The 13,660-nt window shown below is 69.6% G+C and carries 14 protein-coding genes; 11 read left to right on the plus strand and 3 right to left on the minus strand.

Annotated features, from left to right (window positions below; all coding sequences use genetic code 11):
• The first annotated feature begins 44 nt into the window (after nt 1–44).
• From ABZV38_RS16855 to ABZV38_RS16885, 7 genes are all read left to right on the plus strand, one after another.
• Nucleotides 45–1,163, plus strand: coding sequence for a SchA/CurD-like domain-containing protein (locus tag ABZV38_RS16855; RefSeq protein WP_356327716.1), 1,119 nt, complete (start codon nt 45–47; stop codon nt 1,161–1,163).
• Nucleotides 1,164–1,238: 75 nt separating this feature from the next.
• Nucleotides 1,239–1,673 carry a cupin domain-containing protein gene (locus ABZV38_RS16860; protein ID WP_356327718.1) on the plus strand — a complete coding sequence of 145 codons (435 nt, stop codon included), beginning with the start codon at nt 1,239–1,241 and terminating at the stop codon, nt 1,671–1,673.
• A complete protein-coding gene (locus ABZV38_RS16865) occupies nt 1,670–2,938 on the plus strand; it encodes a beta-ketoacyl-[acyl-carrier-protein] synthase family protein (RefSeq protein WP_356327720.1) in 1,269 nt (422 codons plus the stop codon). The genes ABZV38_RS16860 and ABZV38_RS16865 overlap by 4 nt, the downstream gene beginning before the upstream one ends.
• On the plus strand, nt 2,935–4,185 hold the full coding sequence (locus tag ABZV38_RS16870; RefSeq protein WP_356327722.1) for a ketosynthase chain-length factor: 1,251 nt from the start codon (nt 2,935–2,937) through the stop codon (nt 4,183–4,185). The genes ABZV38_RS16865 and ABZV38_RS16870 overlap by 4 nt, the downstream gene beginning before the upstream one ends.
• 16 nt (nt 4,186–4,201) lie before the next feature.
• The gene (locus ABZV38_RS16875; protein WP_356327724.1) at nt 4,202–4,459 is read left to right on the plus strand and encodes an acyl carrier protein; all 258 of its coding nucleotides are present in this window, start codon (nt 4,202–4,204) and stop codon (nt 4,457–4,459) included.
• Nucleotide 4,460: 1 nt separating this feature from the next.
• On the plus strand, nt 4,461–4,940 hold the full coding sequence (locus tag ABZV38_RS16880; protein ID WP_356327726.1) for an SRPBCC family protein: 480 nt from the start codon (nt 4,461–4,463) through the stop codon (nt 4,938–4,940).
• 74 nt (nt 4,941–5,014) lie between these two features.
• Entirely contained in the window at nt 5,015–5,347 is a 333-nt protein-coding gene (locus ABZV38_RS16885; RefSeq protein WP_356327728.1) for a TcmI family type II polyketide cyclase, read from the plus strand.
• A gap of 92 nt (nt 5,348–5,439) precedes the next feature.
• Here the strand turns inward: ABZV38_RS16885 and ABZV38_RS16890 are convergent, their stop codons facing one another.
• The 3 genes from ABZV38_RS16890 to ABZV38_RS16900 form a co-directional block, all read right to left on the minus strand.
• On the minus strand, nt 5,440–6,504 hold the full coding sequence (locus ABZV38_RS16890; RefSeq protein ID WP_356327730.1) for a methyltransferase: 1,065 nt from the start codon (nt 6,502–6,504) through the stop codon (nt 5,440–5,442).
• A 35-nt stretch (nt 6,505–6,539) separates the two neighbouring features.
• Nucleotides 6,540–7,631 carry a right-handed parallel beta-helix repeat-containing protein gene (locus ABZV38_RS16895; RefSeq protein ID WP_356327732.1) on the minus strand — a complete coding sequence of 364 codons (1,092 nt, stop codon included), beginning with the start codon at nt 7,629–7,631 and terminating at the stop codon, nt 6,540–6,542.
• A gap of 194 nt (nt 7,632–7,825) precedes the next feature.
• The gene (locus ABZV38_RS16900) at nt 7,826–9,454 is read right to left on the minus strand and encodes an acyl-CoA synthetase (protein WP_356327733.1); all 1,629 of its coding nucleotides are present in this window, start codon (nt 9,452–9,454) and stop codon (nt 7,826–7,828) included.
• Between the two features lie 167 nt (nt 9,455–9,621).
• On the opposite strand from ABZV38_RS16900, the gene ABZV38_RS16905 reads away from it, so the two are divergent.
• Genes ABZV38_RS16905 through ABZV38_RS16920 form a run of 4 tightly spaced genes read left to right on the plus strand, consistent with a single transcriptional unit; the run spans nt 9,622 to nt 13,594 of the window.
• Nucleotides 9,622–10,422, plus strand: a complete 801-nt coding sequence (locus tag ABZV38_RS16905; protein ID WP_356327735.1) for a crotonase/enoyl-CoA hydratase family protein — start codon at nt 9,622–9,624, stop codon at nt 10,420–10,422.
• A gap of 15 nt (nt 10,423–10,437) precedes the next feature.
• On the plus strand, nt 10,438–11,382 hold the full coding sequence (locus ABZV38_RS16910) for an OB-fold domain-containing protein (RefSeq protein ID WP_356327737.1): 945 nt from the start codon (nt 10,438–10,440) through the stop codon (nt 11,380–11,382).
• Complete coding sequence (locus ABZV38_RS16915; RefSeq protein WP_356327738.1) at nt 11,383–12,435, plus strand: thiolase domain-containing protein; 1,053 nt, start codon at nt 11,383–11,385, stop codon at nt 12,433–12,435. It begins immediately after the preceding gene.
• Nucleotides 12,428–13,594 (plus strand): thiolase domain-containing protein, encoded by a 1,167-nt coding sequence (locus tag ABZV38_RS16920; protein WP_356327739.1) that lies wholly within the window; start codon nt 12,428–12,430, stop codon nt 13,592–13,594. The genes ABZV38_RS16915 and ABZV38_RS16920 overlap by 8 nt, the downstream gene beginning before the upstream one ends.
• The last annotated feature ends 66 nt before the right edge of the window (nt 13,595–13,660 follow it).

The following is a 13,660-nucleotide window of genomic DNA, read 5'->3' on the forward strand; positions in this document are numbered from 1 at the left end:
GCCAACCGATCCGGCCACCGCACCGTCTCGAAGGAGAGCGCAACATGACCACCCTCTCGGAACGGATCTCGCAGTCCGCCTTCGACGGCTCAAGGCTGCGGATCGTTCTGCTGCTCGATCTGCACGACGGAGCCCAGAAGCAATTCCTGGAGGCGTATGAGGATATGCGCAACCAAGTGGCATCCGTCCCCGGACACATCAGCGACCAGCTGTGCCAGTCGATCGAGAACCCCTCCCAGTGGCTCATCACCAGCGAATGGGAGAGTGCGCCGCCCTTCCTCGCCTGGGTCAACAGCGAGGAACACGTCAAGACGGTCCAGCCCCTGCACAGCTGCGTACGCGACACCCGCTCGCTGCGCTACAGCATCCTGCGCGAGACCGGCAGCGCCTTCGAGGCATTGCCGGAGTCGGCCAAGGGCGGCCTGCAGGCCTCGCCGCGACTGGGTGACGGTGTGGTCCGCCACGCGCTCACGTTCACCGTCCGGCCGGGCACCGAGGAGATTGTCGCCAAGATTCTCGCCGACTACGACTCACCGCAGGCACGGGTCGACGAGCACACCCGGCTGCGCCGCACCTCGCTGTTCATGCACGGCAACCGCGTCGTACGGGCGGTGGAGGTCGAGGGAGACCTCCTCGCGGCGCTGCGTCACGTGTCCCGGCAGCCCGAGGTCAGGGCCGTCGAGGAAGCCATCAACCCGTACCTGGAGCAGGACCGGGACCTCACCGATCCCAATTCCGCCCGGATGTTCTTCACCCGGGCAGCGCTCCCCACGGTCCACCACGTGACGCGGGGCAGGCACAACCCCGCCGAGATCCGCCGTCACGCGCTCTTCTACCAGGCCAAGGAGGGCTGCGGCATGGCGCTCGCCCGGCTCCTGGCCGGCCACGACGAAGAGGCCGCCGACGACACGACGAGCCCGATCGACAGCAGCACCATCTTCCAGCGCGACGACATCGTCGTCCGGCTCCTCGAAGCCGTCGGCCCGCTCGACGCCCAGGCCGCCCAGGCGGTCGGTGTCGACGGCCCCGGCAAGGTGGCCAGACTCGGACGCCTCCTCGACGAGGACGCCAACGCCGTCCCCACGAACGACCGGGAGATCTCCCGCTTCATCACGCATGCCGAGATGAAGCTGATCACCGATCGGCGGGCCGCGGAGTCCTGAGCCGCGCGTCAGCACCTGGGGGGTTCTCGCTCAACCCGTCACCATCACGCGCACTGCGCCAGGAGGAAAGCAGTCATGACCACGCACCGGCCACGCATCGTGGACCTCAGTGAGACCCAGCCCAATCGCAGGCGCGGAGGCGATCTGCGCGCCATGCTCACGCCGACAGCGGTGGGCGCCACCAGCGGCTTCATGGGGCTGGCCATCGTGCAGCCCGGCGACCGCATCGGCGAGCACTACCACCCGTACTCCGAGGAGTTCGTGTACGTCGTGAACGGTCTCCTGGAGGTGGACCTGGACGGTGAACCGCATGCCCTGCGCCCCGACCAGGGTCTGCTGATCCCTCCGCATGTACGCCACCGCTTCCGCAACGTGGGCGACGTGGAAGCGCGCATGGTGTTCCACCTCGGCCCGCTCGCCCCGCGCCCGGAGCTCGGCCACGTCGACACGGAGCAGACCGAGACGGCGGACCGGGCCGCGCCGCCAGAACGAGCTGAGGCCGCTTCATGACGCGGCGCGTGGCGGTCACCGGGGTCGGCGTCGTCGCCCCGGGTGGAATCGGCGCGCCGTCCTTCTGGGACCTCCTCGCGAATGGACGCACCGCGACACGGGGCATCACCCTCTTCGATCCGGCCGGGTTCCGCTCCCGGATCGCCGCCGAGTGCGACTTCGACCCGGCGGATCACGGCCTCGACGAGGAGGAGGTCGCACGCGCGGACCGGTACGTCCAGTTCGCACTGGTCGCCGCCCGGGAAGCCCTCGGCGACGCGGAGCTCGATGTGGAGAAGGTGGATCCCTGGCGGATCGGCGTGTCGCTAGGCACGGCAGTCGGGGGCACCACCCGACTGGAGCACGACTACGTCGCCGTCAGCGGCAGCGGCGCCCGCTGGGACGTCGACCACCGCCCGGCGGGCCGCCACCTGGAGCGGGCCTTCTCGCCCAGCTCCCTCGCCTCGGCGGTGGCCGAGAAGGTCGGCGCGCACGGCCCGGTGCAGACCGTCTCGACGGGCTGCACCTCCGGCCTCGACGCGATCGGGTACGCCTTCCAGTCCATCGAGGAGGGCCGTGTCGACGTGTGCATCGCCGGCGCGTCCGACTCGCCGATCACCCCCATCACGGTGGCCTGCTTCGACGCGATCAAGGCGACCTCGGCGAACAACGACGACCCGGAGCACGCCTCCCGACCGTTCGACGCCCGCCGGGACGGCTTCGTCATGGGCGAGGGCGGAGCCGTGCTCGTCCTGGAGGAGCTGGAACACGCCCGCGCCCGCGGCGCGACCGTCTACTGCGAGATCGCCGGATACGCCACCTTCGGCAACGCTTATCACATGACCGGGCTGACGCCCGAGGGGCTGGAGATGGCCGAGGCCATCAACCGGGCCCTGGGTCACGCCCGTATCGACGGTTCGGAGATCGACTACGTCAACGCGCACGGCTCCGGCACCAAGCAGAACGACCGGCATGAGACGGCCGCGGTGAAACGGGCCCTGGGCGCACACGCCTACAACGTGCCCATGAGCTCCATCAAGTCCATGGTCGGTCACTCACTCGGAGCCATCGGTGCCATCGAGATCGCCGCCTGCGTGCTTGCGCTGGTCAACCAGACAGTGCCGCCGACGGCGAACTACGAGACCCCGGACCCGGAGTGCGACCTCGACTACGTGCCGCGTACTGCACGTCCCCTGAAGCTGCGCAGCGTCCTGTCGGTCGGCAGCGGCTTCGGGGGCTTCCAGTCCGCGGTGGCCCTGACCAGAACAGGTGGGAGGACACGATGAGCGTCCGAGAGGCCCGGCGCACCGTCGTCACGGGCATTGGTGTCGTCGCCCCCAACGGCACGACCACGGAATCGTTCTGGAAGAGGACGTTGGAAGGGATGAACGTCCTCGACCACGTCACCCGCGAAGGCTGCGAACATCTGCCGCTGCGGGTTGCAGGGGAGGTCAGGGGATTCGACCCGGTGGAGCTGGTCGAAGAACGCTACCTCGTACAGACCGACCGGTTCACGCACTTCGCGATGGCCGCGGCGGACCTCGCTCTCGACGACGCCCGGCTCGGCCGGGCCGACTACGAGAGCGCCCCGTACGGCGTGGGAGTGGTGACCGCAGCCGGGTCGGGCGGTGGCGAGTTCGGCCAGCGCGAACTGCAACGGCTGTGGGGTCAGGGGTCCAAGTACGTGGGCCCCTACCAGTCCATCGCCTGGTTCTACGCCGCCAGCACCGGCCAGATCTCCATCCGGGGCGGCTTCAAGGGGCCGTGCGCCGTCGTCGCCAGTGACGAGGCCGGCGGCCTGGACGCACTGGCGCACGCAGCCCGGTCCATCCGCCGCGGCGCCGACGCCATGGTCGTCGGCGCGGCCGAGGCACCCCTGGCCCCGTACTCGGTCGTCTGCCAGCTCGGGTACGAGGACCTGAGTGTCTGCGACGATCCCGCACGGGCGTACCGCCCCTTCACGGTTGACGCCTGCGGCTTCGTGCCGGCCGAGGGCGGCGCCATGCTCGTGGTCGAGGAAGAAGGAGCGGTACTGCGCCGCGGGGCCAAGGTCCGTGCCGAACTGGCGGGCCATGCCGCGACGTTCACCGGGGCGTCCCGGTGGGCGGAGTCCCGGGAGGGCCTGTCCCGGGCGATCAGCGGTGCGCTCCGGGAGGCCGACTGCGCGCCGGAGGAGATCGACGTGATCTTCGCGGACGCGCTGGGCGTACCTGCCGCGGACCGTGCCGAGGCACTGGCCATCGCCGACGCGCTCGGCGCGCACGGCAGGCGCGTGCCGGTCACGGCGCCCAAGAGCGGGATCGGCAGGGCCTACTGCGGAGCGCCGGTGATGGACGTGGCGTCCGCAGTGCTGGCCATGGAGGACGGTCTGATACCGCCCACCCCCAATGTGGTCGACGTGTGCCACGACCTCGACGTGGTCACCGGCCGGGCGCGCCCCGCCGAGCTGCGGACGGCGCTCGTGCTGAGCCGCGGCCTCATGGGATCGAACGCGGCGCTCGTGCTGCGGCACCCCACTGACACCCACGCGTGAGAAGGAGAAGCCCCTCATGACCAATCCACTGACGTACCAGGAGCTGGCCGCTCTGATGAAGAAGGGCGCGGGAGTCACCGTCGACCCGCAGGACATGGAGAGCCGGCCCGCGTCCGGCTTCGACGAGTTCGGCCTGGACTCGCTCGGACTCCTCGGCATCGTGGGTGTGCTGGAGAACCGGCACGGCCAGGCGCTCCCCGCCGACGCGGACCGCTGCAAGACCCCCCGTGAATTCCTCGACCTGGTCAACAACAACCTCGTGACAGGAGCCTGAAGTGTCCGGACACACCGAGAACGAGATCACCATCGCCGCCCCTCTGGACCTGGTCTGGGACGTGACGAACGACCTCGAGAACTGGCCGCGGCTGTTCAGCGAGTACGCGTCCGTCGATGTCCTCGAGCGGGACGGTGAGACGACGAAGTTCCGGCTGACCATGCATCCCGACGAGAACGACAAGGTCTGGAGCTGGGTCTCCGAGCGCACCACCGACCGCGCCGCGCGTACGGTCGTCGCCCGCCGGGTCGAGCCCGGACCCTTCCAGCACATGAACATCCGCTGGGTGTACTCGGAGGTCCCCGGCGGCACGAAGCTGCACTGGGAGCAGGACTTCGCGATGCGGCCCGACGCACCCGTCGACGACGCGTGGATGACCGACAACATCAACCGCAACTCCCGCGTCCAGATGGAACTCATCCGGGACAAGATCGAGCAGCGCGACCGTGAGCGGCGCACCGCCCCTGTCAGCGCCCGCTGACGTTTCGCCCGTCCACGTCCGGCCACCCCGCCGCCCGGCGAGGCACCGGCGGGTACCAGAAAGGCATCCTCCCGATGCACCATGCTCTGATCGTCGCCCGTATGGCACCGGATTCGGCACCGGACATCGCCGAACTGTTCGCCGCCTCGGACGGCAGTGAACTGCCGCACCTCGTCGGCGTCAGCCGGCGCAAGCTGTTCCAGTTCGGCGACGTGTACCTGCATCTGATCGAGTCCGACCGGCCGCCCGGCCCGGAGATCGCCAAGGTGCACCAGCACCCTGAGTTCAGGGACCTCAGCGACAAGCTCACCGCCTTCATCAGCCCGTACGACCCGAAGACCTGGCGTGGTCCGAAGGATGCGATGGCGCACGAGTTCTACCGGTGGGAGCGCGACTCCACTGCCTGAGCAGGTACGAACGATTGCCCCGGGACCGGCTGAAGAGCCGGACCCGGGGCGATTCCACGTCCCGGAGTTCCACGGTCCGAGGAGCGAACGGGTCAGGCGGGGACGACGCATTCGAACGCGTGCAGATACGCGTTGACCGGACTGATGTCGCCGACGATCAGGCCGGCCTCCGCCATCCGGCTCATCAGACTCTCCCTGGTGTGCTTCGCTCCGCCGACATTGAGGAGCAGCAGCAGATCCATGGCTGTGGTGAACCGCATCGACGGCGTGTCGTCGACCAGGTTCTCGATGATCACGACCCGGGCCCCCGGGCGGGCCGCCGCCATCACATTGCGCAGGGTCTTGCGGGTGCTCTCGTCATCCCATTCCAGGATGTTCTTGATGATGTAGAGATCGGCTTGGACGGGGATCTCCTCGCGGCAGTCCCCGGCGACGATGCGGGTCCGTCCGGCGAGCGGGCCGCCGTCCCGGAGCCGGGCGTCCGCCCGCGCCACCACGCCCGGCAGATCCATCAGCGTTCCGCGGACCGACGGGTGCTTCTCCAGCAGGCTGGCGAGCACGTGTCCCTGACCGCCGCCGATGTCGGCGACCTCGGACACCTCGGCGAGGTCGAGGAGTTCGGCGACCTCCAGCGCGGACTGCATGCTGGAGGTGGTCATTGCCCGGTTGAACACCTGGGCCGACTCGTGTGCGTCCTCGTGCAGGTAGTCGAAGAACCCCTTGCCGAACACCTCGGGGAAGACGCTCGTGCCCGAGCGCACCGCGTCGTCCAGGCGGGGCCAGACCTCCCAGGTCCAGGGCTCGGTGCACCACAGGGAGATGTACCGCAGGCTGTTCGGGTCGTCCTCGCGCAACAGCCGGGACATGTCGGTGTGGACGAACGTGCCGTCCTCGGTCTCGGCGAAGATCCCGTAGCAGGACAGGGCACGCAGCAGCCGCTTCAGCGGCATCGGCTCGGTGCTCAGCTCCGCCGCGAGCTCCTCCGCGCCGGCGGGCGTCTCTCCGAGCGCGTCGGCGACGCCGAGCCGCGCCGCCGCACGCACGGCGGCGGCGCAGGCCGCGCCGAAGACGATTTCACGCAGCCGCATCCCCGGATGCGGGGTGAGGGGGGTGGTGGCGATGGGGGTGGTGGTGGGGGTGGTGCTCACGGTGGTCATACCGTCTCGCTTCTCCTAGTGCGGGGGAATATGGGTCAGCACATTCCGGCCGGTGCGGACGTCGCGCATACGTTGTCGGCGAAGCTGTTGCGTTGTCCGGTCTCCTGGTTGGTCAGGTCCGCGGGCCGGTTGCCCATCGCCCGGTTGTCGCTGATGGTGTTGCCGGTGTTGTGAGCGCCCACGAAGCTCTTGAACAGCACGATTCCGCCCGAGAGCGGTGTGGCGCCCACGTTGTTCTCGACGATGTTCGAGCGCACATCGGTGTCCACGGTGCCGGTGAGGATGATCCCGGATCCCTGGATGGCGGGCAGTCGCTCGGTCTTGACGCAGAACTTGTTGTTCTTGGTGACCCGGTTGTTGTGGATGGACATTGCCCCGGCTTGCGGCTTGCCCTCGTCGCCGACGACGAAGACGCCGCTGCAGTTGCCGGTGAACGTGTTGTCGCGGATCGAGAGGTTGCGGACCCGGCGGGCGGTGAGGCCGATCCGGTTGTCCGTCAGCGTGTTGCCCTGGACCCTGGTGCCCCGGGTGTCGGTTGCGCCACCCTCCTCGTCCACGGTGTTGGCGACGAAGATGCCGGCGTCGCCGTTGGAGCGGGCGGTGTTGCTCCGGATATCGGAGCGGGTGGACCGCTCCTGGGCGATGCCCCAGATGCCGTTGGACCGGGACGTCACCTGCCGGACCGACAGTCCGTCGGTCCAGGAGGCCCAGACTCCGTTCTTCTTGAATCCGGAGACGGTCAGCGAACGGATACGCACACCGTCGACGGTCTTCTTGGACGTGCCCTGGACACAGATGCCGTTGCCGGCCTGCGCGCAGGCGTTGGCTGCCTTGGTTCCGGTCGCGCGCGGCACGAGCACGGTCGCGCCCGGGGCGCCGCGCAGGGTCAGGCGCGCCTTCTTGATCAGAATGCTCTCGTGGTAGGTGCCGGGCCGGATGTCGATCGTGTCACCCGGCCGGGCGGCATCCACCGCGGCCTGGATCGACTGGCCCGAACGCACCACGCGCACGACCGGGGAGTCCACGGAACGCGAAGCAGCCGCGGTACAGGCCGGAACAGCGGCGCCCACTGCGCTGGCCGACACGGCTGCGAGACACAAGAGCTGTTTGATGTGACGTTTCTCCATGAGCCGAAACTATGGGCGAACACCCCCCGATGCCACGCAGGGTGAGCGGTTGGAGACATCACGTGCCCGAATGGCTTACGTCGGGACAGTCGCTGCGCGCAAGTGGTGGACGCGCGGCGGCGCATTCGGGTGAGATTGCACGGCTCGGTGGCTGTCCTTGCACCCGGGGGCGGGCCGGGATCAGGGGCGGGCGCTCAGGCCTGCGGTCCGCGGCCGGGTGCGACGACCGAGCGGGCCCACCGGTAGTCGGCCTTGCCGCTCGGCGAGCGCTGGATCAGCGGGGCGATCACCAGCTGCCGGGGGATCTTGTATCCGGCGAGCCGGGTCCGGCAGTGTGCCTGGACATCGTCGAGCGAGGGTTCGGCCGCGCCCTCCCGTAGTTGCACCACCGCCGCGACGTGGTTCCCCCACCGTTCGTCCGGGACCCCGGCGACCAGCGCGTCGTACACGTCCGGATGGGACTTGAGCGCCTGTTCGACCTCCTCCGGGTACACCTTCTCGCCTCCGGTGTTGATGCACTGGGAGCCACGGCCGAGGACCGTGACGATGCCGTCCGCGTCGACGGTGGCCATGTCGCCGAGCAGCACCCATCGCTCGTCGCCCTTGTGGAAGAACGTCTGCGCGGTCTTGTGCGGGTCGTTGTAGTAGCCGAGCGGTACGTGGCCCCGCTGGGCGATCCGGCCCGGCTCGCCCGGCTCCACCGGTTCGTACGTCGCCGGATCGACCACTGCCGTACGGGAGTTGACCTGGATACGGAACCCGTTCTCCGGCCCCGAGTCGGCCGTTGCCGTGCCGTTGAAGCCGGACTCCGACGAGCCGAAGTTGTTGAGCAGCATCACGGTGGGCACCAGTGACTGGAACTCCGCGCGCACCGAGTCGGACATGATCGCGCCCGAGCTGGAGACGGAGAACAGCGACGAGCAGTCGGTGGCCTTCAACGGCCCCCTCAGTGCGTCGATCAGTGGTCGCAGCATCGCGTCACCGACCAGCGACACGCTGGTGACCTTCTCCTTCTCGATCGTGCGGAGCACCTCCTCGGGCACGAACTTGCGGTGGATGACGACCCGCTGCCCGAAGTTGAAACCGATGAACGCGGTCAGCGTCGAGGTGCCGTGCATCAGTGGGGGAGTCGGGAAGAAGGTGATGCCGTCGCCGCCCGCGGCGACCCGCTCGGCCAGCTCCTGCGGGGTCTTCACCGGGTAACCGGTCGGCGCGCCGCCGCCGAGACCGGAGAAGAAGAGGTCCTCCTGGCGCCACATCACGCCCTTGGGCATGCCCGTGGTGCCACCGGTGTAGATGATGAACTGGTCGTCGGCCGATCGGGGCGCGAAGCCGCGCCCGGGATCCCCGGCCCGCTCGGCATCGGCGAACGCCACGGCATCCGGCCCCGGGGTGCCCGCCACCGGCGTACCGACCCGAACGAGATGGCGGAGCCTGCGTGCCTTCGGCGCGGCGGCCGCGACCCGCTCGTCGAACTCCGCGTCGAAGACCAGGGCCGCCAGATCCGCGTCCCGGTAGAGGTAGGCCAACTCGTCCTCCACATACCGGTAGTTGACATTGACCGGGACGATCCGCGCCTTGAGGCAGGCCAGCACGGTCTGGAGGTACTCGATGCCGTTGTAGAGGTGGAGTCCGAGGTGCTCGCCGGGGGTCAGGCCCGCGTCGATCAGATGGTGCGCGATCCGGTTGGCGGCGGCGTCCAGCTCCGCGTAGGTGAGCCGCCGCTCGGCACCTGTACCGGGATGGTCGAGATACACGAGCGCCTCGCGATCCAGGACCGCGTCGACGACCGACTCGAACAGGTCGGCAAGGTTGTACTCCACCGTTCCTCCTGACCCCGGATGCTGAGTGGTCCGGCGGTCATTAGAGCGCCGACCGGCGCAACTGGGAAGAGGCGCTGCCGAAGAAATCTGACTGACTGTCAGAAAACTATTGAACTGGATCCCCACCTACTGCAACCTGTTCTAGATCTGGAAACGGGAGGCAGGCAATGGGTGGTACGGAACACCTCACCGTGCAGCGCGAAGGCGCCACACTGGTGCTCACCTTGAACAGGCCGGAGGCGAAGAACGCGCTCTCGCTGCCGATGCTGGTCGGGCTGCACGACGGCTGGCTGGCCGCGGACGAGGACGACGGAATCCGCTCCGTGGTCCTCACCGGCGCGGGGGGCTCCTTCTGCGCCGGCATGGACCTCAAGGCCCTCGCGGGCAAGGGGATGGAGGGCGAGCAGTACCGGGACCGGATGACGGCCGACCCCGATCTGCACTGGAAGGCGATGCTGCGCCACCACCGCCCTCGCAAGCCGGTCATCGCCGCCGTCGAGGGGTACTGCGTGGCGGGCGGAACCGAGATTCTGCAGGGCACGGACATCCGTATCGCCGGTGCGAACGCCACCTTCGGGCTCTTCGAGGTCAAGCGCGGGCTGTTCCCCATCGGCGGCTCGACGGTACGGCTGCCCCGCCAGATCGCCCGCACCCACGCCCTCGAAATGCTCCTCACCGGACGCCCGTACAGCGCCGACGAAGCGGCCCGCATCGGGCTGATCGGCAGAGTCGTCCCCGACGGCACCGCACTGGAACAGGCCCTCGACGTCGCCGAGCAGATCAATGCCTGCGGCCCGCTCGCCGTCGAGGCCGTCAAGGCCTCCGTGTACGAGACCGCCGAAATGACCGAGACCGATGGGCTCGCCGCCGAACTGAAGCGTGGCTGGCCGGTCTTCGCGACCGCCGACGCCAAGGAAGGCGCCCGCGCCTTCGCCGAGAAGCGCCCGCCCGTCTACCGGCGCGCCTGAGCCAAGGAGACAAACGTGCCCGACGTCCTCAGCGCACCACTGGTGGTCGAGTTCCCCTTCACCCGCTCTCTCGGTCCGGTTCAGAGCGCCTTCCTCACCGGGCTGCGCGAACGGACCGTGCTCGGCGTGCGGACCGGCGACCGCAAGGTCCTGGTCCCGCCCGTCGAGTACGACCCCGTCACCGCCGAGGAGCTGAGCGAACTCACCGAGGTCGCCGCCACCGGCACCGTCACCACCTGGGCCTGGAACCCGGCCCCGCGCCGCGGCCAGCCCCTGGCGACCCCGTTCGCCTGGGTGCTGGTGAAGCTGGACGGGGCCGACACCGCCCTGCTCCATGTCCTCGACGCGCCGGGACCCGAAGCCGTGCACACCGGCATGCGGGTGCGGATCCGCTGGGCCCCGCAGCGGACCGGTGCCATCACGGACATCGCCTGTTTCGAACCGTACGAGAGTGAGGTGACGACCGAAAGCACCCCGCACAGCGGCGAGTTCGCCGACCCCGTCACCGGCATCGTCACCCCGGCCCGCCTCGACTACACGTACACCCCCGGCCGCGCCCAGAGCGCGTACCTCAATGCCCTCTCCGAGCAGCGCACCGTCGGCGAGCGCTGCCCGTCCTGCCGCAAGGTGTACGTCCCGCCCCGCGGCGCCTGCCCCACCTGTGCTGTCGCCACCGCCGAACAGGTCGAGGTCGGCCCGCGTGGCACCGTCACCACGTACTGCATCGTCAACATCAAGGCGAAGAACCTCGACATCGAGGTCCCGTACGTCTACGCCCACATCGCCCTCGACGGCGCCGACCTCGCCCTGCACGGGCGGATCGGCGGCATTCCGTACGACCAGGTGCGGATGGGTCTGCGGGTCGAGCCCGTCTGGACCGCGGGCAGCCGCCACCCCGACCACTACCGGCCCACCGGAGAGCCGGACGCCGACTACGACGCGTACAAGGAGCTGCTGTAGATGCGAGACGTAGCGATCGTCGCCTTCGCGCAGACGGATCACCGGCGGCGCACCGACGAACTCTCCGAAGTCGAAATGGTCATGCCGGTCCTGCACAAGGTCCTCGACGCGACCGGCCTCAGGGCGCGCGACATCGGCTTCACCTGCTCGGGATCCAGCGACTACCTCGCCGGTCGCGCCTTCTCCTTCACCATGGCCCTCGACGGTGTCGGCGCCCATCCGCCGATCTCCGAGTCCCATGTGGAGATGGACGGCGCCTGGGCGTTGTACGAGGCATGGGTGAAACTCCGGACCGGCGAGGCCGACACGGCCCTTGTCTACGCGTACGGGAAGTCCTCGCCCGGCGAGGTGCGCGACGTCCTCACCCGCCAGCTCGACCCGTACTACGTCGGCCCGCTCTGGCCCGACTCCGTTGCGCTCGCCGCACTTCAGGCCCAGGCGCTGATCGACGCGGGCGACACCGACGAGGCCGCCCTCGCCTCGATCGCTGCCCGCAACCGCGTCGCCGCCGCGGACAATCCGCACGCGCAGCTCGCGGGCTCCGTCCCGGCCGGCGAGTATGTCGTCCGGCCGCTGCGCACCGGGGACTGCCCGCCGGTCGGCGACGGTGCCGCAGCCGTGGTCCTCGCCGCCGGTGACGCCGCGCGCGCCCTGTGCACCCGCCCCGCCTGGATCCGCGGCATCGACCACCGCATCGAGGCCCACAGCCTCGGAGTGCGGGAGCTGACCGACTCGCCGTCGGCCCGGCTCGCCGCCGAACACGCCGGGGCCTTCGAACGGCCCGTCGACACCGCGGAGTTGCATGCCCCGTTCACCTCTCAGGAGGTCGTGCTCCGCAGGGCGCTCGGGCTCGACGGCAGTGTCCGTGTCAATCCGTCCGGCGGTGCGCTCGCCGCCAACCCTGTCATGGCCGCCGGGCTGATCCGGCTGGGCGAGGCCGCGGCCCGCATTCACCGCGGTGAGTCCGACAGGGCGCTGGCCCACGCCACATCGGGACCCTGTCTGCAGCAGAACCTGGTCGCCGTCCTCGAAGGGGAGACCGCCCATGTCTAAGGAGCCCCTGGCCGTCGTCGGCATCGGCCAGACCAAGCATGTCTCCGCCCGCAGGGACGTTTCCCTCGCCGGTCTCGTCCGCGAGGCCGCCGTCCGCGCGCTGGAGGACGCCGCCCTGACCTGGACAGACATCGACGCCGTCGTCATCGGCAAGGCACCCGACTTCTTCGAGGGCCTGATGATGCCGGAGCTCTATCTCGCCGACGCCCTCGGCGCGGTCGGCAAACCGATGCTCCGGGTGCACACCGCGGGTTCGGTGGGTGGTTCCACCGCACTCGTCGCCGCCAATCTCGTTGCCGCGCGGGTGCACCGCACTGTGCTCACCCTGGCCTTCGAGAAGCAGTCCGAGTCCAATGCCATGTGGGGCCTGTCGCTGCCCATCCCGTTCCAGCAGCCGCTGCTCGCGGGCGCGGGCGGCTTCTTCGCCCCGCACGTGCGCGCGTACATGCGCCGCACCGGGGCGCCCGACACGGTCGGCTCCCTCGTCGCCTACAAGGACCGGCGCAACGCGCTCAAGAACCCGTACGCGCACATCCACGACCCGGACATCACCCTGGCGAAGGTCCAGGCCGCACCGATGCTCTGGGACCCGATCCGCTACTCCGAGACCTGCCCGTCATCGGACGGCGCGTGCGCGATGATCCTCACCGACCGGACGGGCGCCGACCGTTCACCGCATCCTCCCGCCTGGGTGCACGGCGGCGCGATGCGCAGCGAACCGACCCTGTTCGCCGGCAAGGACTTCGTCTCGCCGCAGGCCGGCAAGGACTGCGCGGCCGATGTGTACCGGCAGGCCGGCATCACCGACCCGCGCCGGGAGATCGACGCGGTCGAGATGTACGTTCCGTTCTCCTGGTACGAACCGATGTGGCTGGAGAATCTCGGCTTCGCAGCCGAGGGGGAGGGCTGGAAGCTCACCGAGTCCGGGGTCACCGAACTCGACGGCGACCTGCCGGTGAACCCCTCGGGCGGTGTGCTTTCCACCAACCCCATCGGCGCGTCCGGCATGATCCGCTTCGCCGAAGCGGCCCTGCAGGTACGCGGACAGGCGGGCGAACACCAGGTGCCGGGCGCCCGTAAGGCGCTCGGCCACGCGTACGGCGGCGGGGCGCAGTTCTTCTCCATGTGGCTGGTCGGAGCCGAGCCTCCCCGCAGCTGAGGCGGGCGTCGTCCCGGACCGGCAGAGCAGGCCTTGGCCGCGGCCTGTCCGGGACCGCCCGAGGTG

It is taken from the genome of Streptomyces sp. NPDC005181 (genome assembly GCF_040608395.1).
Lineage (GTDB): Bacteria > Actinomycetota > Actinomycetes > Streptomycetales > Streptomycetaceae > Streptomyces.

Excerpts from the sequence above, each read along its gene's own strand:
- ABZV38_RS16890 (WP_356327730.1), bottom strand. The coding sequence starts at position 6,504 with ATGACCACCGTGAGCACCACCCCCACCACCACCCCCATCGCCACCACC.
- ABZV38_RS16905 (WP_356327735.1), top strand. The coding sequence starts at position 9,622 with ATGGGTGGTACGGAACACCTCACCGTGCAGCGCGAAGGCGCCACACTG.
- ABZV38_RS16860 (WP_356327718.1), top strand. The coding sequence starts at position 1,239 with ATGACCACGCACCGGCCACGCATCGTGGACCTCAGTGAGACCCAGCCC.
- ABZV38_RS16870 (WP_356327722.1), top strand. The coding sequence starts at position 2,935 with ATGAGCGTCCGAGAGGCCCGGCGCACCGTCGTCACGGGCATTGGTGTC.
- ABZV38_RS16915 (WP_356327738.1), top strand. The coding sequence starts at position 11,383 with ATGCGAGACGTAGCGATCGTCGCCTTCGCGCAGACGGATCACCGGCGG.
- ABZV38_RS16855 (WP_356327716.1), top strand. The coding sequence starts at position 45 with ATGACCACCCTCTCGGAACGGATCTCGCAGTCCGCCTTCGACGGCTCA.
- ABZV38_RS16885 (WP_356327728.1), top strand. The coding sequence starts at position 5,015 with ATGCACCATGCTCTGATCGTCGCCCGTATGGCACCGGATTCGGCACCG.
- ABZV38_RS16895 (WP_356327732.1), bottom strand. The coding sequence starts at position 7,631 with ATGGAGAAACGTCACATCAAACAGCTCTTGTGTCTCGCAGCCGTGTCG.
- ABZV38_RS16875 (WP_356327724.1), top strand. The coding sequence starts at position 4,202 with ATGACCAATCCACTGACGTACCAGGAGCTGGCCGCTCTGATGAAGAAG.
- ABZV38_RS16920 (WP_356327739.1), top strand. The coding sequence starts at position 12,428 with ATGTCTAAGGAGCCCCTGGCCGTCGTCGGCATCGGCCAGACCAAGCAT.
- ABZV38_RS16865 (WP_356327720.1), top strand. The coding sequence starts at position 1,670 with ATGACGCGGCGCGTGGCGGTCACCGGGGTCGGCGTCGTCGCCCCGGGT.